We start from the raw sequence: 19,436 nt of genomic DNA, 5'->3' as shown, positions 1-19,436 counted from the left end.
GCCCAGTCGCCCGAGGTTATCCACAGGTTCACAACTCGTCCGTTCCGGAGAGGCCAACGCTGGCAAGATTCAAGTGTCAGGAAGTCAGCAAATGAAGGGGAAACGCGATGAAGACTCGAGTGGGGATCGCCGTGGCCGCAAGTCTGGTGGTTGTGGCCGGCTGTGGGGCGACGGGTCTGCGGACGGGCGCCGGGACGGTCGAAAAGGAGACCGCCTCGGCCTTCCTGACCACTGCCGAGAGAGACTGGCACGGGCAGGTGGACGGCGAGCCGGTCAAGAATCTCAGCCCGGCAGCGCGCTGCTATTTCGTGACAGGTGCCGACGGCAACCAATCGCTCGGCACGATGGCCTGCGGCCCACTGCGTCGGCTCGGCAGCGCGGAGCGACAAGTGTGGGACATCGTCCGGATCGAGACCACCGGTGGCGACAAGCCCGGCCTTCGACTGCCCGATGGTGAGCAATGGAAGAAGTCCCAGCTCCGCCCGGACAGCAGCGATCTGTGGCGACCGGACGACAAGGCTGCCGACGACAACGCGGATGCCCTGGCCGCACCGCAGCCACCAGCTGCCCCGACGGGACTGACATCGGTCACCAGCAAGAGCGAAACCCTTGAGCTCAAGGCGGCCGATGGCAAGTTGGTGGTTCCTGACGGCACGGTCACGCTCAAGGGAATCGCAACTCCCGGGACGTTCGGCAGCGGGGCCCAGCAGGTCACACCGGCTTCCGGAGAGAAGTTCGTGGTCGCTGTCTTCGGCACGAGTCCGACGATCGACCCGTTGACCGGCGAGGCGGCGTACGAGCGGGAGGCGGCCAAGCGAACACCCGCGACCAAGTGGACGGTCACGGTCGGCGGACAGCAGCGCCCGGTCGACATCCTCCCTGGCGATCAGGGCACGATGACCGCCGAGCAGACTCTGCTCGTCTCGGTTCCGAAGGACAGCTCCGAAGTGCTGTTGACGGCTACCAGCGGGGCGGTCGTGCAGTCGCTGTCGTTGACCACCGGGCAGCGGACGGCGACCGACGTCGCCGCGGCGTACTACCGGACGGGCGTCTCCGCCGATCTGAACAAGTCGCTGCCGACGACGGTCCGCAACGTCGGCAGGGATTTCAAAAGCTCGTTCTCGCTCTCGCTCGGGAAGGCGGCACTGACGCCCTGGGACCCGGCACGCGGCTGGGCGCCCCAGGGAAAGGCGTGGGCTCGGGTCCAGGTCCGCTCGACCTTGGACTACTCCAACTTCACCTACGCCGCCGCCTGGGTCTCACCCTTCCTGACGGCGACCGCGGACGGCGTCGCGATCCCGACGATCGCCGGGGATCCGGACACGGAGGTGATCGCGATCCCGGTGCCTGCCACGACGAAGGTCCTGCAACTGAGTGCGAAGACCGCACTGAAGTTCAACAGCCGCATCTCGAGCGCCGTGCCGATGAAGGGCACAGCCTCTTTCCCAGCCTTGACCGCGACCGCAGGCTTCCAGTGATCAGGTGGCTGTGGCGGTGACGTACAGGACGGTGCCGGACTCGATGAAGGCGTCGGGCTCGAGTCGGCTCAGCTCCCGCTCGGCAGCCGCCAAGCACGCCGTACGCCGGTCCGATGGCAGCTGCTCGATTCGTCGGGCCATCGCGCCGATCACCTGCGAGTGGGCCAGGAACCGGGCAGCGGTCGGATGGTGGTGGAAGCGCTCGACGGTGATCTCGATGCTGCCGAAACCCGCTGTCTGCAAGGCGATCTCGAGCTTGCCGGGATCGGAGGTGACGGCATGGGAGGGCATCTGGGGAGCTGGGTCGGGTGGAGCACCGTACTCGTCGATCACCTCGACCCAGACCTGGTACGCCTGGTGCGGGTCATGCTCGAACCAGGTGACGGCGCCGAACGAACCGCCGGCGGCCAGCGTCCGGCGTACCTCGGAAAGAGCGAGCGGGAGGTCAGGGACGTGGAAGAGGACGAAGGGCATCAGTACGGCGTCGAGCGTGCCCGAGCGGAAGGGCAACGCCTGGGCGTCAGCGGCCACGCGATCGAACCGCGTGGGCGCTTGGTGGAGCATCTCCTCGGTCAGGTCGATGCCGACCACCCGCGCATCCGGCGCCAGCCGCTCGAGGTCAGCCAGGACGAGCCCTGGACCACAGCCGACCTCGCCCACCCACCGGAGCGCCCGGCCATCCGGGAGGAGGCGTTCGGCCAGGGCGCGGCCGTGGTGGGCGAGCGTTTCCGCCCATTGACCGGCGTACGTCGTCGCAACCCGGCTGTAGTTGGCCCGGATCGCCGCGGTCGTCGGATCAGTACTCGTCGTCTTCTCACTACCGGCCGCCATGGCTGCGCCGGATCAGAAGTAGTACGGCGTCGCGGTGCGGAACAGCTCGACCAGCTTGGCCTTCACCTGATCGCGATGCGGCACCTGGGTGATCCCCTCGTCGCCGAGGCGGACACCGTGGTCGACCAACAGGTAGACCACGCGCAACGTGCGCAGGGTGTTGGAGACCTCCGGCCGGATGCCCGTGGTCGAGACCGTGGCGACCGCCCGTACGGCCGGGTCGAGCCAACCGATCGCGTCCTCCTCGGCGAGGTCCGGCCGGGTCAGCGCGACCGCGAGAGCGAACCCCAACCGGTCGTCCTCGAAGTCTCGTAGGACGTACTCCGTCGGTGTGAGGAGCCGCCCGATGCCCAGCCGGAGCATCTGCACGGGCTCCACCGCCTTTACGCGTGCCAGTGCCGCCAGGAGGTCGCTCCCGTGGGCGACGGCATGAAGCCAGCCCAGCTTGGGGTCGAAGCCGCGCAGATCGTCCTCAGCGACGTACCAGCGCTCGAACGGCGGCACCCAGGACGGTTCGAACACGCCCTGGGAGACGATCGAGTCGAGGATCAGCGGCGCGAACGTCCGCGCCTGGATCTCCGGATCGGCGAACCGGGTCACCATCTCGTCCCCGAGCGCGCGCAACTGCTCCGCCGAGAGCGCGCCGTTACCGATCCAGGTGGCCAGCGTCGAGTAGGCCTGCCCGTCGCGGACCTGCGGATCCGGCGACCGGAGCATCAGCGAGAGCTCGTCGACCAGTTCGTCGAGTGGCCGATCAGCCGGTACGGCGAATCCGTCAGCGCGCACCTGCGCCCAATCGGTCATGCAGCGCAGGCTAACAAAGGAAACGGCCCATGGGACATCTGTTACCAGATGTTCCATGGGCCGTCAGCGGCCAGGACCCCTCAGCCCGGCCGGGCTCAGGTGTCAGGCGTCGCGCTTGCTCGCGGTGACCAGTGCGATCACCAGCAGGCCGATGCCCCAGGCCGCGAAGTACGCCAGCGCCCACCACGGCGACAACGAGGTCGAGGCGCCCGCCGCCTCGGCGCCGGCCAGGCCCATGTCCTGACCGCCGTTGATGAACTGGTTCGCGTTGGTGAACGGCGACCACTTCTGCAGGTCGTCGCCGACCTTCGGAATCAGCGGCAGCAGGCTCTCCACCAGCAGCGGCCAGAGGATCAGGATGGCGATCGCGCCGGCGCTCTGCCGGATCAGGATGCCGACCGCGATCGCGAAGATCGCGGCGATCCCGTAGACCAGGCCCTGACCGAAGATCAGCCGCCATTCGGCCGACGTGTTGATCGCCATGTCGGCGCTGCCGGCCAGCAGGTAACCCATCGCCCAGGAACCCCAGGAGGCCACCAGGCCGACCAGGGCGGCCAGTCCGGCGACCACGACGGTCTTGTTCAGCAGCAGGACCGCACGCTGCGGGACGGCCTGGAAGCTGGTCCGGATGGTGCCGAACCGGTACTCGGTGGTGACGGCCAGCGCGGCCATCACCATGATGACCATCTGCCCGAGGTTGACGCCGAACTGCGACATCGCGGGCGTGATCTGGGCTTCGTCGGGCCCGGACGCCAGACCGGTGGCGAGCGAGGCCAGGCCGATCGACAAGACGGCGGCGATGATCATGCACCACCATGGCGACCGGGTGGAGAAGAGCTTGATCCGCTCGACGGTGATCAACGACATGTCAGTTGTCCTCCTTCGGCCCGACGGCCACCTCGACGCCGGAGACCGGCGGAACCGCGTTCGGGTCGGTGACCGCGGCGATCTCGTCGTGGGCGTGGTACTCGACCGAGTCGCCGGTCATCTGCATGAAGGCGGCCTCCAGCGAACCGCGCTGCAGGGTCAGCTCGTGCAGCACGATGCCCTGCGCGGCGGCGGTCTCGCCGATCGCGTCGGTGGTCAGGTCGCCCTCGACGAACAGCACCTTGCCGTCGTCCTGGACGTCCTCGATCCGGGTGACCAGGTTCTGCTGCTGCAGCACGCTCTGCAGCTGGTCGAGCTGCGGGCTGCGCACCTTGACGGTGGTCCCGCTGGCGCGGTCGACGAAGTCCCGCGTGGAGCTCTGCGCGATCAGCTTGCCGCGGCCGATCACGATCAGTTCCTCGGCGGTCAGCGCCATCTCGGACAGCAGGTGGCTGGACACCAGCACGGTCCGGCCCTCGCCGGCCAGCCGGTGCATGAAGGTCCGGATCCAGACGATGCCCTCGGGGTCGAGGCCGTTCACCGGCTCGTCGAAGAGCAGCACCTCCGGGTCGCCGAGCAGGGCGCCGGCGATGCCGAGCCGCTGGGACATGCCGAGGGAGAAGGCCCCGGCCCGCTTGTTCGCGACCGAGGTCAGGCCGACCATCTCCAGCGCCTTGTCCACACTGGACTTCGGCAGCTTGTTGGAGGCAGCCATCCAGGCCAGGTGGGCCCGGGCCGACCGGTTCGGGTGCACCCACTTGGCATCCAGCAACGCGCCGACCTTGGTCAGCGGCTGGTGCAGGTCGCGGTACCGCTGGCCGTCGATCCGGACATCGCCGGAGGTCGGGGTGTCCAGGCCCAGGATCATTCGCATGGTGGTCGACTTGCCGGCCCCGTTCGGGCCGAGGAAGCCGGTCACCTTACCGGGCTTCACCTCGAATGAAAGGTTGTCAACGGCAACGGTTGCGCCGTATCGCTTGGTGAGGCCTTTTGCCTCGATCATCCCGTACTCCTCGTTCGGTGGCGCGCCAATGAGTTCATGGGCGGGCGGTCTCGATTCAGTATCGAGGTCGGACCCGGTCATCACATCGGACCCGGGGCGGATCCGGTGTGTCCACCCTCAGGGGGATTCTGCCGTCCTCCCGCCCGGGGATGCCATCGGTTAACCCCCTGACCCGCCCCCGACGATCCCGTACCGCGGCCCCGCCCGCATCCGACCAAAGTAGACAACCGATGGCCGAATGTCTTTTTTGCCAAGGCAATTCCATCCGCGCCGAATGAAAGTCCCTTCCAGGTGAAGGTCGATGCCAGAAAACGAGAAGCCCGCCGGAACGGGTCCGGCGGGCCTCTCGGCGTACTGCGTCAGTCGGTCAGGCCGCTGCGTTGACCTCGGCCGGGGTGTCCGAGATGACGGACTCCCGGCGCTTCGAGATCACCACTGCCACCGCGATGATGGCGACCGCCACCAGGGCGATGATGATCCGCAGCGGGGTGTTGGTGTCCTCGCCGATCGCGGACATTCCGACGACGGCCGGAGCGATCAGCACCGAGACCAGGTTCATCACCTTGATCAGCGGGTTGATGGCCGGGCCGGCGGTGTCCTTGAACGGGTCGCCCACGGTGTCACCGATGATGGTGGCCTCGTGCGCCGGCGAACCCTTGCCGCCGTGGTTGCCGTCCTCGACCAGCTTCTTCGCGTTGTCCCAGGCGCCACCGGAGTTGGCCAGGAAGACGGCCATCAGGGTGCCGCTGGCGATCGCGCCGGCCAGGTAGCCGGCCAGCGCCGAGGCGCCCAGGCCGAAGCCGACCGCGATCGGGGCCAGGATCGCGAGCAGACCGGGGGTGGCCAGCTCACGCAGCGAGTCGCGGGTGCAGATGTCGACGACCTTGCCGTACTCCGGCTTGCCGGTGCCCTCCATGATCCCGGGGATGTCGCGGAACTGGCGACGAACCTCGTAGACGACCGCACCGGCGGCGCGGCCGACGGCGTTGATCGCGAGACCGGAGAACATGAACACCACGGCCGCACCGATGATCAGGCCGACCAGCGTGGACGGGTCGAAGACCAGCGCGTCCATGTTGAACGCGGCGTCACCGGCCTCGTTCAGGACCGAGTAGATCGAGTCGGTGTAGGACCCGAACAGCGCGGTCGCCGCGAGCACCGCGGTGGCGATCGCGATGCCCTTGGTGATCGCCTTGGTGGTGTTGCCGACGGCGTCCAGCTCGGTCAGGATCTGGGCGGCTTCGCCGTCCACGTCACCGGACATCTCGGCGATGCCCTGCGCGTTGTCCGAGACCGGGCCGAAGGTGTCCATCGCGACGATGACACCGACGGTGGTGAGCAGACCACAACCGGCCAGCGCGATCGCGAACAGCGCGACCACACCGCCACCGCCGACCAGGAACGCGCCGTACACGGCGGCGGCGATCACCAGGGCGGTGTAGACGGCCGACTCGAAGCCGACCGAGATACCCGACAGGATCACCGTGGCCGCACCGGTCAGCGACGTCTTGCCGACGTCCTTGACCGGCTTGTCCTCGGTACCGGTGTAGTAGCCGGTCAGCGCCAGGATGACCGCAGCCAGCACGATGCCGATGATCACCGAGACGGTGGCGATGATGCGCGGGTCGCCGTCGTTGGCGGCGATCGCCTCGGTGGCACCGGTCAGGCCGCCGAAGCTGTCCGGCAGGTAGACGAAGGCCGCGACCGTACAGAGCACGGCCGAGATCAGCGCCGAGATGTAGAACGCCCGGTTGATCGTGCGCAGGCCGTTCTCGCCGGCCCGCGGCTTGGTCAGGTAGACACCGATCACCGCGGTGATGACGCCGATGGCCGGCACGATCAGCGGGAAGATCAGGCCCTGCTCACCGAAGGCCGCCTTGCCCAGGATCAGCGAGGCGACCAGCATGACGGCGTAGGACTCGAACAGGTCCGCGGCCATACCGGCGCAGTCACCGACGTTGTCGCCCACGTTGTCGGCGATGGTCGCCGCGTTGCGGGGGTCGTCCTCGGGGATGTTCTGCTCGACCTTGCCGACCAGGTCCGCGCCGACGTCGGCGGCCTTGGTGAAGATACCGCCGCCGACCCGCATGAACATGGCCAGCATGGCGGCACCGAAGCCGAAGCCCTCCAGCACCGTGGGCGCGTCGCCCTCGAAGAACAGCACCACGACGGCCGCACCCAGCAGGCCGAGACCGACGGTGGCCATGCCGACCGTGCCACCGGTGCGGAACGCCACCCGCATCGCGGGCTCACGTCCCTCGGAGCGCGCGGCGGCGGCGACCCGGACGTTGGCCCGGGTCGCGAGCCACATGCCCAGGTAACCGATGGCGGCGGAGAAGCCCGCGCCGATCAGGAAGAAGACCGACCGGAAGATCTTCAGCGTGGTCTCGTTGCCGTCACCGTGCACGGGCAACAGGAACAGCAGCAGGAACGCCACCACGGCGAAGACCGACAGCGTCTTGAACTGGCGGGACAGATAGGCCGAAGCCCCTTCCTGCACCGCCAAGGCGATCGTCTTCATGTTCTCGGTGCCATCGTTCGCGGCAAGCACCTGACCGCGGAACACCATCGCGATGGCGACCGCGAAGATCGCGATCACTCCGACGACGATGACCAGCGTGGTGTTGCTCGACGAAAGATCCACCGCTTGTACAGCAAGCAGCCCGGACATCCGTCCTCCTTGTAGGCAACCCTCAGGGCTGACGGCCCCCGTACTGCCGTGACCGAAGGGTTGAGAATTACGACACAGCGCCAAAGGCCTGACGCGGTGGGTCACTCTAACGGGTAGCCGACCAGACCTGACGACAGGGTGGTCTACGTCATACCCGCTGTCGGCAGCCTCAGATGGCCGAGGCGACGTCCGGGTGGATTTCGAAGACCTTGGTCAGGCCGGTGATCCGGAAGATCTTCAGCAGCCGTTCCTGGGTACAGACCAGCGACAGGGAACCGTCGTGGGTCCGCACCCGTTTCAGTCCGCCGACCAGCACGCCGAGACCGGTGGAGTCCAGGAACTCCACCCGCTCCAGGTCGACGACAAGGTCGTAGTGCCCCTCGTCCACCAGCGTGACAATGGTTTCGCGGAGCTTCGGCGCGGTGTAGACGTCGATCTCCCCACCCACCTCGACGACGGTGCGCCCACCCTCCGTGCGCGTCGTCAGCGACAGATCCACTTCGGCCTCCGATCCCGTGAACTGTTGCATTCAACCATGTACGGACCGTGCGCGCCCGTCCAGTTAGGGTCGGAGTATGAGTGAGGCGGCCGACGTACTCAAGCGGCTCGCGGCCGCGCCCGGCCGCGCCGAACGGCTGACCCATGTGGAATCCGTACCGCCCCGGCCGGGTCGAACGGGCGTTTGGCCGCGCTGGACCCCGCCCGAGGTGCTCAGCCAGCTGGCCGACTGCGGCATCACGGCACCCTGGAGCCATCAGGTCGAGACCGCCGAAGCGGCGTACAGCGGCAAGCATGTGGTGGTCGCGACCGGTACTGCGTCCGGCAAGTCGCTCGGCTTCCTCCTGCCCGCCTTCGCCACGTTGAGCATCGCGCACGCGGCGTCACCGCATCGGCGGACGGCGTCTGTTCTGTACTTGTCTCCGACCAAGGCGCTGGCGCATGACCAACTGCGGGCGATCTCGCAGTACACGGTGCCGGGGTTGCGCGCGACGACGCTCGACGGCGACTCGGAGCGGACCGAGCGGGACTGGGCTCGCGACCACGCCACCTATGTCTTGAGCAATCCGGACATGCTGCACCGGTCCGTCCTGCCGAACCACCAGCGGTGGGCCAGGTTCCTGGGCTCCCTGCAGTACGTCGTGGTGGACGAGTGCCATCACTACCGAGGCGTGTTCGGTGCACACGTCGCCGGAGTACTGCGCCGGCTGCGGCGCGTCTGCGCGCAGTACGGGGCCCATCCGATCTTTGTCTGCGCTTCGGCGACCGTTGCGGAGCCTGCTGTCTCGGGTGAGCGGCTGACCGGCCTGCCGATGGTGGAGGTGGTGCAGGACGGCTCACCGCGGGGCGGCATCTCCTTCGGCCTCTGGGAGCCCCCGCTGACCTCCCTCCGCGGCGAGAACGGAGCCCCGGTACGCCGGTCCGCCCCGGCTGAGGTCGCCGACCTGCTGACCGACCTGGTGGTGTCGGGAGTCAGAACCGTGGCGTTCGTCCGGTCACGCCGAGGAGCCGAGTCGGTGGCGATGACGGCCCGGGAGAACCTCGCGGAGATCGACCCGGCGTTGAGCGAGCAGGTGTCGGCGTACCGGGCCGGCTACTTGCCGGAGGAGCGACGGCGACTCGAGAGCATGCTGCAGAGCGGGGAGCTGACAGGTGTGGCTGCGACCAACGCACTGGAGCTGGGCATCGACATCGCCGGGCTGGACGCAGTACTGCTGTCCGGCTGGCCGGGGACGCGTGCCTCGCTCTGGCAGCAGGCTGGACGGGCCGGGCGGTCCGGTGGCGACGCACTGGCTCTGCTGGTGGCTCGCGACGATCCGCTCGACACCTATCTGGTCCGGCACCCAGCAGCGATCTTCGGCCGGCCGGTCGAGGCAACAGTGTTCAATCCCGAGAACCCGTACGTGCTCGGTCCACAGCTGTGCGCCGCCGCTCAAGAGCTGCCGCTCACTCCTGACGACTACGACATCTTCGGGGCGACGACCGAGAGCGTCATCAAGCAGCTGGTCAAGCAAGGGCTGCTGCGCGAGCGGCCGCACGGCTGGTTCTGGACGCGGCGTGACAGGGCTGTCGACGCTATCGACATCCGCTCGGCCGGTGGCAAGACAGTGCAGATCGTCGAGGACCAGACCGGTCGGCTGCTCGGCACTGTCGACGGCGGCTCGGCACATGCCAGCGTGCACGCCGGTGCCGTCTACGTCCACGCCGGGGAGTCGTACCTGGTCCGCACACTGGACCTGGAGAACCACGCGGCGATCGTCGAGCCTGCCTCGCCGGACTACACCACCTTCGCTCGCGACGTCACCGAGATCAGCATCCTGGCCACCGAGGACACCCAGCACTGGGGTGCGGCCGAGCTGTCCCGGGGCTGGGTGCAGGTGACCAACCAGGTGATCTCGTTCCAGCGCAAGCAACTGGTCACCGGTGACGTGCTCGACGAGCAGCCGCTGGACCTGCCGGAGCGCACGCTGCGGACCAAGGCCGTCTGGTGGACCATGCCGGACTCGATGGTCGCCGAGCTGGGGCTGAGCGAAGTACCGGGAGCAGCTCATGCGGCCGAGCATGCGGCGATCGGGCTGCTGCCGCTGTTCGCCACCTGCGACCGGTGGGACATCGGCGGCGTCTCCACCGCCAAGCACGCCGACACCGGCCGGCTCACCGTCTTCGTGTACGACGGTCACCCGGGCGGGGCGGGCTTCGCCGAACACGGGTACGCCGCGGCGCGCGAATGGTTGACCGCGACACGTGAGGCGATAGCACACTGTGAGTGCGTGGACGGGTGTCCGTCGTGCGTACAGTCACCGAAATGTGGGAACGGGAACAACCCGCTCGACAAAGGTGGCGCAGTAGCGCTGCTTACCGCACTTCTTCGCAGTGAGGCCTGAAACCTCCAGCACCAGGCTGCTGGAAGAAAGGCAGCGATCATGCTAGCCCTCGGAATCGTCCTGATCGTCCTTGCCGTCCTCTTCGGCCTGGGCGTCACCGTCTCGTCCGGCGACTCGACCACCATGTCGGTGTTCGGCGTCGACTTCGGCCTGGCCGTCCCCACCCTGTTCTTCCTCGGCGTCGCCGCCGGTATCGCCGTCACCCTCGGCCTGTGGCTGACGAAGAAGGGACTGGGCCGCGGCTACCGCCGGCACAAGGAAGTCCGTCAGCTCCGCGAGAAGGTCGCGGAGGTCGACAACCAGCCGGAAGAGCCCACCGGTACGCCGGTCGGCCGGCACGCCGCGGATCCGGACAGCACCCCTGCCGCTGATGACCCGGACACCCGCACCGTCGACGTCTCGGAGGGCGAACGACTGGCGCGCGACCAGCACATCGTTGCCGATGGCACCGATCCGAAGCAGCCGCACTGACACGGAAACCGTTGTAATATGTCGATCTGAGCACAGCCGCCACTCGGCCACGGCACAGCCATCTCGCAGCCGCATATCGATGCCCTGCGCAACGGTTTTGCCGTGGCAGTTAGTTGCCATTGGCATCAAGTTCCTCCGGATCTCGATAACCACCGCGGACCCAGCTGTGTATTACTGGTCGTGGCGTCAACGTCGCGTTGAGTCACCGTCGGCCGTTCCGGGCCACACCGCCTCCTCATCGGGGGACCGACCCGCAAGCTCGCTCCGCGCAAGGAGCATTCGCGGTAGTCCGGAAAGGCTCGGCCACTCTCGCCTCGGGGTCCCGACGACCTGACGCCGCGAGATGGCACGACCTCTGGAGGTTGTCTTGATCATCCGTAGCATTTTGAGTCGCACCGGCGTGGCAGTCCTCGCCGTCAGCGTCGCCCTGGCCACCGCGATCCCCGCCCAGGCGGCGGCTCCGGCACCGGCCGACCCACCGGGCGTCGAGGTCGGCGTGGTGAAGCAGATCGCGAACCGGGCCGACACCCGGTACTGCCTCACCTTCGTCACCTCGAACAAGGTCCCGATGGCGGTGATGATGGCCTGCGCTCCCGGCAAGGAGGGCAAGACCCAGGAATGGGTGCGCACCGAGAAGGGCCAGCTGCAGGTCGCGATGAGCAGGAGCGTCGGTGGCGCCCTTGCCCGGACCGGTGCCTGCCTGGACACCGGCGCGGATCTGGTCGCCACCCCGAAGGACGCACCGGTACTGGTGCTGCCGTGCCGGGACGGCGACGGACAGAAGTGGAACTACGACGAGTCGTCCGGCTCCTTCGTCAACGCAGCGAACGGAATGGCACTCAGCTCGCTGCTCGGCAAGGGCAAGGCGAAGCAGGCTCAGCCGACCGGTAACCAGCCGGCCAGCGGTGGCAAGTACCAGGGCTGGAGCGCACTGCCGCTGCCGGGCCTGGACATCCTCGGCGCGGTACTGGCACTCGTGAACGCACTACTGGCATCGCTGGGCCTGGCCCTGCCGCTGCCGATCGCGAACGCCGCGACGAGTCTGTTCGACCTGGTCCGGGCGAAGACCCCGGTACCGGCCCAGATGACGACCCTGCCGAAGCAGATGATGCAGCTGGCACAGCGCTGACGCCGGTGGATCCTCAGCCAAACAGAGGAGGGCCGGTCCCGACATCGTCGGGACCGGCCCCTTCCTCGTTGTGGGCGATCCGCTGCTTGCGCGTCAGCGGAGATGCCCCCGATCAGTCGGTCACCACCAGCAGTGGCAGTGGTAGTGGCAGTAGCCGAGAAGGTCGTGGAGCAATCCGAGCAGCATGTCCGTCACCTCCGATCCAGTAGGTCTGATCGGCACCGACGCTACCTCGCGCTCTCACAATCTGTATCTAGTCAGCTACTTTTTGTGATGTAACCGCGAGTGAGCTTTAACTATTCCGCAATGCCCTCCGCCTGTCCCCAGTTTGACGTCCACCCAGCGCGTCCGGGAAGTAGCCGAGGGCAACGAGCCGCCGTAGGAAAATGACAACGTTTTCCTCACCGCCGTGAAAAAGTCTTCACAAAGTTGGCCGTGAGTGCCAAGGTGAACCGGCACTGGCTGAACTGACCCGCAAGGAGCCCCCTGATGCGACGTATTCCGCCCTTGTTCCGGCTGGCCGTCCTCGGCTCGGCCGCCACCGTCCTGCTCACCGGCTGCCTCGGCTCGTCGGACTCCGGCGGCGAGCAGGACACGAACCGCAACGCCGACGCGAAGAAGGTCGAGTTGGTGATCGGTGCCAACGCGGTCAAGGGCGGCAAGAACACCGCCGGCGCGGAGTTCACCGAGACCGTCCTGATCCCCAAGTTCGTCGAGGCGCAGAAGGCCAAGGGCGTCGACGTCACCGTGAAGTTCCAGGGTGACGGCTCCGAGGACGAGGTCTACAAGCAGAAACTCGCGCTCGGCCTGTCGAACAAGACCGGCCCGGACCTGATCAACGTGGACGGCATCTGGGTCGGCGAGTTCGCCCAGGCCGGCTACCTCAAGCCGCTCACCGACACCGTCGGCGACGCCGCCAAGGTGGACGACTGGGACGGCTGGAAGCAGATCCCCGACGCGGTCCAGCAGCTCGGCATGTTCGACGGCAAGCGGTACGGCGTACCGGGTGGCACCGACGGCCGGGTGCTGTACTTCAACAAGAAACTGTTCGCCCAGGCCGGACTGCCGGCCGACTGGCAGCCCAAGTCGTGGGACGAGATCATCCAGGCCGGCCAGGCGCTGAAGAAGCTGCCGGGCGTCAAGCCGATCCAGATCAACGCCGGTACGGCGATGGGCGAGGCGACCACGATGCAGGGCGTGCTGCCGCTGCTGGTGGGCACCGGCGCGACCATCCACACCGACGGCAAGTGGCTCGGGGACACCCCGCAGCTGCGGCAGGTGCTCGACTTCTACAAGTCGATCTACGGCAGCGGCCTGGGCGACCCGATCCTGCAGCGCGAGGCGAAGGGCCGGGACAAGTCGTTCGCCGAGTTCGCCGCCAACAAGATCGGCATCCTGCTCGAGGGCGACTACTTCTGGCGCAGTGTGGTGGAGCCGAAGTCCGGCGTCGCCAAGATGGCGGACCGCGACACCGCGGTCGGCTACGCGCTGATCCCGGCCAGCAAGCCCGGGGCCGGCGTCAAGGGCCAGGACTTCGTCTCGATGTCCGGTGGTGGCGCGGTCGCGATCAACCCGAACACGAAGTTCCCGCAGCAGGCCTGGGAACTGCTGCAGTTCATGAACTCGGCCGAGATGGTCAAGGCCGGGCTGAACGGCGCCGCCAAGATCACCCAGCGCACGGACGTCAACGCCGAGGTGCTGTCCGGCGACCCGATGCTGAACTTCGTCGCGACCAAGGTGCTGCCGATCACGCAGTACCGGCCCGGTCTGGCGGAGTACCCGCAGGTCTCGGCCGCGCTGCAGCAGGCGACCGCTGATGTGATCGGTGGCAAGCCCACCGAGGCCGCGGCGAAGGGCTACCAGACGGCCGTGGTGGCCGCGGCGGGTAGCAAGGACAAGGTCACCAGCAATTGAGGAGGGTTCGTGGTCCGGCCCAGGACGTCGCCGGGCTCGGCGTCGGCCGGGCCGTCGGCTTCCTGGCGCCGGCGCTGCTGCTGATCGGGGCGTTCCTGGTCTTCCCGGCGCTCTGGACGATCTACATCGGCATCACCAACTACCGGCTGACCGGTGTGCAGGCGGTGTCGCCGTCGATCGTCGGATTGTCGAACTACACCAAGGCCCTCAACGACGCGTTGTTCCACAACGCGCTCTGGCTGACGCTGCTGTTCGTCCTCGGCTCGGCGATCATCGGGCAGAACATCCTCGGCTTCGCGCTCGCCTGGACGATGCGCCGCGCCCGGCCGGCGGTCCGGCGTACCGTCGAGGCGCTGGTCCTGCTGGCCTGGATCCTGCCGTCGACGGTGGTCGCGTACCTGTGGATCGCGTTCTTCGACCGGGACACCGGGACACTCAACAGCATCCTCGGGACACAGGGCACGGCCTGGCTGATCGACTATCCGATGGTCTGCCTGGTCCTGTTCAATACCTGGCGCGGTACGGCGTTCTCGATGATGCTCTACTCCTCCGCGCTGCAGGCGGTTCCGCCGTCGCAACTGGAGTCCGCGCGGATGGTCGGTGCGTCGGGCTGGCAGACGCTGCGCGACGTCGTGTTCCCGCACATCCGCGGGCACGTGCTGACCAACACGTTGCTGATCTCGCTGTGGACCGCGAACGACTTCTCGCCGTTCCTGCTGACCAAGGGCGGGCCGAACCACGAGTCGGAGACCGTGCCGGTCTACATCTACAACGTCGCGCTGCAAGGCGGTGAGCTCGGCTACTCGTCGGCGATCTCGTTCCTGCTGCTGATCGCGAACCTGCTCGTCGCGCTCTTGTATCTTCGGTTGCTGCGGAGGCGCTCATGACCCCGGGCTTCGTCGTACGGCGGATCGGCTTCTACACGCTGATCTGCGCGATCACGTTGTTCTTCGCGGTACCGATGCTGTGGATCGCGTCGGCGCCTTTCGACGCTTCTCCTGGTCTGGGGGTTGGCTGGCCGGACTGGACGCTGGAGAACTTCCGCAAGACGCTGGCGCATCCGTACGCGATGCACTCGATGGTCAACTCGCTGCTGATCTGTGTCACCACGGCTGTAGCCGTGACAGCTTTTGCCGCGCTGGCCAGTTATGCGTTGTCGCGGGTCCGGGTTCCTGGCCGGGACGCCTTGCTGTACGGGCTTCTGCTGCTGTCGTCGGTGGTCACCGGGACCGCGGCGATGGTGCCGATCTTCGTGATGATGTTCCAGCTCGGGCTGATCGACTCGCGCTTCGGCGTCGCGCTGGTGATGACCGGCGGGTTGTTGCCGGCCGCAATCTTCATCCTGAAGGACTTCGTCGACGCGGTACCGAAGTCGTACGAGGAGTCGGCCCGGGTGTTCGGCGCCTCGACGCTGCAGATCCTGCGCGACGTGGTGCTGCCCGTCGCCCGGCCGGGGCTGGCGACCATCCTGGTCTGGGCGTTCGTGAACTCGTGGGGCAACTTCCTGGTGCCGTTCCTGCTGATCCGGTCCACCGACCTGCAGCCGGGTGCCGTGTTGTTGCAGACCTTCACCGACGAGGGCGGCAGCGCCAACCTGTCGGTGATCCCGGTCTTCTCGCTGCTGTTCTCGATTCCGGTCGTCGTGCTGTATCTGCTGGTGAACTCGAGGTACGGGTTCCGCTTCCATGGAGGGATCAAGAGCTGATGGCGGGCATCGACATCGAAGGCCTGGCGACCGTCTACCCGAACGGCGTCCGCGCCGTCGACGGGCTGGACCTGACCGTGGCCGACGGCGAGTTCTTCGCCCTGCTCGGCCCGTCCGGGTGCGGGAAGACGACGCTGCTGCGGACGATCGCCGGACTGGAGGCCGCGAGCGAGGGGACGGTCCGGATCGACTCGGTCGACGTGACCCGGCTCGAGCCCGGCAAGCGCGGGGTGGCGATGGTCTTCCAGGACTACGCGCTCTTCCCGCACATGACCGTCTCGGAGAACATCACCTACCCATTGAAGGTACGCCGAGTCGCTCCGTCGACTCGTGCTGAGGTGGCGGAGCGGACTGGCGCGGAGCTGTCGCTGCAGGGGTTGCTGGAGCGCCGGCCGGGGCAGCTGTCCGGCGGGCAGCAGCAGCGGGTCGCGCTGGCCCGGGCGATCGCTTCTGAGGGCAAGGTGCTGCTGCTCGACGAGCCGCTGTCCAACCTGGACGCTCGGTTGCGGCTGGAGGCCCGGACGTTCCTGAAGAAGCTGCAGCGGGATCTGGGGATCACGACTGTCTTCGTCACGCACGACCAGGCGGAGGCGTTGGCTCTGGCGGACCGGATCGCGGTGATGCAGAACGGTCAGCTGCGCCAGCTCGGGTCGCCGCGGGAGGTGTTCGCGCGGCCCACGAACACCTTCGTGGCGAACTTCATCGGCTCCACCCCGATGAACCTGCTGCCCGGGGCCGTGTCGTCCGAGGGCACGGTTTCGCTCGCCGGCGGGTCATTGCCTGCCGCAACCTCGTCGGTGCCGGCCGGTGCGGACGTGACGGTCGGGATCCGGCCGGAGTACCTGACGCTGTCGACCGGCGACGTATCCGGGCCGTCGTTGCGCGGCTCGGTGGTTGTCGCGGAGAACCTGGGCACGATGTCGCTCATCAGCGTCGACTGCGCCGGAACGCTGATCGGCGTGACGGTGCCCGAGGAAGACGAGCCGGCGCCGGGCACAGCCGTAGTACTGACTGCTTCCGCTCAGCGAGTGCTGCTTTATGACAAGGAGTCGGGCGAACTGCTGGCCCGCCAGCCGGCTGTCGTCGGCTGATGGCGAGTACGACGTACCGGCAGCGCTGGACGCTGGACGACCGGGCGGAGTCGGTCTGGCATTCGTTGCCGGTCGACATCCCGCCTGGCTGTCCCGGGCTGCTGGTGAGTCTCACCGTGCCTGCGGTGGAGGGGGCGGTGATCGATCTTGGGTGTGAGGGCGCCGGCGGCTGGCGCGGCTGGTCGGGTGGCGCTCGTCGGACCTTCGCGATCACTCCTTCCGCTGCTACGCCTGGCTATTTGGCCGGTGAGCTGGAGGAGGGCACCTGGTTCGTGGTGATCGGGTTGCATCGCGTCCCGGTCGAAGGCGTGGAGTTGGAGGTCGAGGCGGTCACCGGGCCGGTCTCGGTGATCCCGGGACTGGACGAGTACGCCGCGTTGACGGCTGCTGTCGGCGTACCGGCTCGGCCGCCGCGTCGTGAGTTGCCTGCTGGTGAGGGGCTTCGGTGGGTGGCGGGTGACTTCCACGCGCACTCGCTGCACTCGGACGGCTCGACACCGGTCGCCAACCTCGCCGCGCTCGCTGTCTCGGCCGGGCTGGACGTCATGGCGATCACCGACCACAACACCGTGGCGCATCAGTCGGAGCTTTCTGAGGTGGGGCGACAGTTCGGTATCGGGCTCATCCCTGGGCAAGAGGTGACTACGGATACCGGCCATGCGAACGCTTTCGGGGGGATCGGGGCGATCGACTTCCGCCGGCCGGCGTCGTACTGGGTCTCGGAGGTAGCCGGCCGTGGCGGGCTGTTGTCGATCAACCACCCGCTGGGCGGCGACTGCTCCTGGCGATACCCGCTACCGGAGCACCCGCCACTCGCGGAGGTCTGGCACTCGTCGTGGCTCGACCACACCTGGGGCGGCCCCATCGCCTGGTGGCAGGCGTGGGGCCTGGGGAACACCACGCCCATCGGCGGCAGCGACTTCCACAACCCGTCGTCCCTGACCCTGCCCGGCACCCCCACAACCTGGCTGGCCATCGACGCCGCCGCCGAAGGGCCGGACGAACTAGTCCCCGCCGTCCTGGACGCCCTAGCCGCCGGCCGCACAGCTATCTCCGCTGGCTACACCGGGCCCGTAGTACTCCACAACGACAACGAACTAGTAGTGATCGACGCCCCCAACACCCTCCTACTAACCCCGGACGGCACCCGCCACCCCATCCGCACCGCCTACGAAGCCATCCCGGCCCTCACCACCACCGGCACAGCCCTGATCACCCACACCAACCGCTTCCTGTCCCTCACCAACTAAGGCGCTAGGGGGCTGGCGCAGCTCGAGCCGGCGTTGACGATGCTGTAAGAGCTGATGATCGCGGCCGAGTAGGACCAGGCCCCGCCCGGCTCGACCTTGTGTGACCAACCACTCTGCCCCCTGTTGTAGTTGTGGTGCTGGTAGACGCAGACGTAGGCGCCAGTCCGGTTCCAGACGGACTCGGCCCAGTCTCCGAACCCGATGGAATGCAGGTTCACGTGCCAGATCGGTGCAACCCCGTCGGTGTAGGGAGTACCTACACCGTCTTCATAGGGGAAGAGGCAGAACTTCCCCGCCGCGCAGTCGGACCAGGCGGCGTTTGCCTGGGTGGCTGGTGCCGCGACCAGGACGGCTGCGCCGAGGCCGGTGGCTAGTGCTGCTGAGGTGAGAACCCGTCGAATGTTCATCGTCGATCCTTTCGAAGATGTGCTGACGGCTTCGACTCTGAGTGATGCCGCGGCTTCGGTGGGCAATCCCGGACGAATCCGGATGCGGGCTCGCCGGGGCCGGGAGGCCGGGCGGTCGCGATCTGGTCGCAATCTGGTAGAGATACCGCGTTGATGTGGACGGCGTCAGTTTCTGCCCTCCATGATCTGGAATCCGAAGTCCTGCCCATCTCCTCCCGGACGCACTTCCCCGGCGCCCGGACGGACCCCCGGAGGCTCGTTTGCCCGACCGCATCCGGCTGTTACTGGTCGACGACCAGATCCTCAGCCGAGGCGTGCTCAGAAGCGGCCTGGAACGCGAGCAGGATCTCCAGGTCGTTGCCGAGCTCAACCGCACCGACGACGTGGTCGGCGCCGCGAAGCACCACCGCGCCAACGTCGCCCTGCTCGACACCGCCGGTCCCGGCTCCAACAGCCTCAGCGTCACCACCGAGCTCCGTACCTCGATGCCGGAGTGCCGCGTCGTCATGCTCACCACGTTCGGCCGCCCCGGTCATCTCCGCCGCGGCCTGGAAGCCGGCGCCAAAGGCTTCGCCCTCAAAGGCAGCCCGGCACCGCAACTGGCCGACGCCGTACGCCGCGTCCACCTCGGCCTCCGCGTGGTCGACGCCAGCCTCGCCGCGGAAACCCTCCAGTACGCCGAGACTCCGCTCAACGACGGCGAGACCGACACCCTCCGCGCCGCCCGCGAAGGCGGTTCGATCGCCCTGATGGCCCGCAACCTCCAAGTCTCCGAACGAGTCGTCCGCACCCGCCTCTGGTCCGCCATCGGCAAAACCGGCGCCCGCACCCGAGCCGACGCCATCACCATCGCCGAACAGAACGGCTGGCTGCTCGACTAGCTGCCGTGTCGCGTTGCGGGTGCGGCTCAGGAGGGTAGTTGGGCTCGGAGCC

General features: G+C 67.7%; 17 protein-coding genes. 10 read left to right on the top strand and 7 right to left on the bottom strand.

The annotated features are described in order from the left end of the window. The first annotated feature begins 107 nt into the window (after nt 1-107). Nucleotides 108-1,478 (top strand): hypothetical protein, encoded by a 1,371-nt coding sequence (locus tag ACQPYM_RS03120; RefSeq protein ID WP_433014445.1) that lies wholly within the window; start codon nt 108-110, stop codon nt 1,476-1,478. On the opposite strand, the gene ACQPYM_RS03115 is transcribed toward ACQPYM_RS03120, so the two are convergent. From ACQPYM_RS03115 to ACQPYM_RS03090, 6 genes are all read right to left on the bottom strand, one after another. Then, on the bottom strand, nt 1,479-2,309 hold the full coding sequence (locus ACQPYM_RS03115; RefSeq protein ID WP_433014442.1) for a class I SAM-dependent methyltransferase: 831 nt from the start codon (nt 2,307-2,309) through the stop codon (nt 1,479-1,481). A 12-nt stretch (nt 2,310-2,321) separates the two neighbouring features. Continuing rightward, nucleotides 2,322-3,113, bottom strand: coding sequence for a DUF2785 domain-containing protein (locus ACQPYM_RS03110; RefSeq protein WP_433014439.1), 792 nt, complete (start codon nt 3,111-3,113; stop codon nt 2,322-2,324). 102 nt (nt 3,114-3,215) lie between these two features. Further along, nucleotides 3,216-3,980 carry an ABC transporter permease gene (locus ACQPYM_RS03105; RefSeq protein ID WP_433014436.1) on the bottom strand — a complete coding sequence of 255 codons (765 nt, stop codon included), beginning with the start codon at nt 3,978-3,980 and terminating at the stop codon, nt 3,216-3,218. Between the two features lies 1 nt (nt 3,981). After that, nucleotides 3,982-4,983 carry an ABC transporter ATP-binding protein gene (locus tag ACQPYM_RS03100; protein ID WP_433014433.1) on the bottom strand — a complete coding sequence of 334 codons (1,002 nt, stop codon included), beginning with the start codon at nt 4,981-4,983 and terminating at the stop codon, nt 3,982-3,984. Between the two features lie 367 nt (nt 4,984-5,350). Further along, the gene (locus ACQPYM_RS03095; protein ID WP_433014430.1) at nt 5,351-7,654 is read right to left on the bottom strand and encodes a sodium-translocating pyrophosphatase; all 2,304 of its coding nucleotides are present in this window, start codon (nt 7,652-7,654) and stop codon (nt 5,351-5,353) included. Nucleotides 7,655-7,823: 169 nt separating this feature from the next. Then, entirely contained in the window at nt 7,824-8,183 is a 360-nt protein-coding gene (locus tag ACQPYM_RS03090; RefSeq protein ID WP_433014427.1) for an STAS domain-containing protein, read from the bottom strand. Between the two features lie 46 nt (nt 8,184-8,229). Between ACQPYM_RS03090 and ACQPYM_RS03085 the strand changes: the two genes are divergently transcribed. The 8 genes from ACQPYM_RS03085 to ACQPYM_RS03050 all read left to right on the top strand — a co-directional run bounded on the left by ACQPYM_RS03085 (nt 8,230) and on the right by ACQPYM_RS03050 (nt 18,096). Beyond that, a complete protein-coding gene (locus ACQPYM_RS03085; RefSeq protein WP_433014424.1) occupies nt 8,230-10,536 on the top strand; it encodes a DEAD/DEAH box helicase in 2,307 nt (768 codons plus the stop codon). Between the two features lie 39 nt (nt 10,537-10,575). Beyond that, nucleotides 10,576-11,007, top strand: coding sequence for a hypothetical protein (locus tag ACQPYM_RS03080; protein WP_433014421.1), 432 nt, complete (start codon nt 10,576-10,578; stop codon nt 11,005-11,007). Nucleotides 11,008-11,374: 367 nt separating this feature from the next. Then, nucleotides 11,375-12,136 (top strand): ricin-type beta-trefoil lectin domain protein, encoded by a 762-nt coding sequence (locus tag ACQPYM_RS03075; protein ID WP_433014418.1) that lies wholly within the window; start codon nt 11,375-11,377, stop codon nt 12,134-12,136. 489 nt (nt 12,137-12,625) lie between these two features. Beyond that, nucleotides 12,626-14,050, top strand: a complete 1,425-nt coding sequence (locus ACQPYM_RS03070) for an extracellular solute-binding protein (protein ID WP_433014415.1) — start codon at nt 12,626-12,628, stop codon at nt 14,048-14,050. After that, on the top strand, nt 14,047-14,937 hold the full coding sequence (locus tag ACQPYM_RS03065) for a carbohydrate ABC transporter permease (protein WP_433014412.1): 891 nt from the start codon (nt 14,047-14,049) through the stop codon (nt 14,935-14,937). The genes ACQPYM_RS03070 and ACQPYM_RS03065 overlap by 4 nt, the downstream gene beginning before the upstream one ends. After that, nucleotides 14,934-15,755: a carbohydrate ABC transporter permease gene (locus tag ACQPYM_RS03060; RefSeq protein ID WP_433014409.1), complete on the top strand. Its 822-nt coding sequence runs from the start codon at nt 14,934-14,936 to the stop codon at nt 15,753-15,755. The genes ACQPYM_RS03065 and ACQPYM_RS03060 overlap by 4 nt, the downstream gene beginning before the upstream one ends. Then, nucleotides 15,755-16,846 (top strand): ABC transporter ATP-binding protein, encoded by a 1,092-nt coding sequence (locus ACQPYM_RS03055; protein WP_433014406.1) that lies wholly within the window; start codon nt 15,755-15,757, stop codon nt 16,844-16,846. The genes ACQPYM_RS03060 and ACQPYM_RS03055 overlap by 1 nt, the downstream gene beginning before the upstream one ends. Beyond that, complete coding sequence (locus tag ACQPYM_RS03050) at nt 16,846-18,096, top strand: CehA/McbA family metallohydrolase (RefSeq protein ID WP_433014403.1); 1,251 nt, start codon at nt 16,846-16,848, stop codon at nt 18,094-18,096. Before ACQPYM_RS03055 ends, ACQPYM_RS03050 begins: the two co-directional genes overlap by 1 nt. Here ACQPYM_RS03050 and ACQPYM_RS03045 read toward each other — a convergent pair. Continuing rightward, nucleotides 18,093-18,503, bottom strand: coding sequence for a peptidase inhibitor family I36 protein (locus tag ACQPYM_RS03045; protein ID WP_433014400.1), 411 nt, complete (start codon nt 18,501-18,503; stop codon nt 18,093-18,095). The two genes, ACQPYM_RS03050 and ACQPYM_RS03045, sit on opposite strands and share 4 nt — an antisense overlap. A gap of 260 nt (nt 18,504-18,763) precedes the next feature. Between ACQPYM_RS03045 and ACQPYM_RS03040 the strand changes: the two genes are divergently transcribed. Beyond that, nucleotides 18,764-19,384 carry a DNA-binding response regulator gene (locus ACQPYM_RS03040; RefSeq protein ID WP_433014397.1) on the top strand — a complete coding sequence of 207 codons (621 nt, stop codon included), beginning with the start codon at nt 18,764-18,766 and terminating at the stop codon, nt 19,382-19,384. Nucleotides 19,385-19,436 lie beyond the last annotated feature (52 nt).

Source organism: Kribbella sp. CA-294648, from assembly GCF_050943845.1.
In the GTDB taxonomy this organism is placed as follows: Bacteria; Actinomycetota; Actinomycetes; order Propionibacteriales; family Kribbellaceae; genus Kribbella.
The sequence above is the reverse complement of the archived record's forward strand: the minus strand, read 5'-3'. Positions and strand labels throughout refer to the sequence as shown.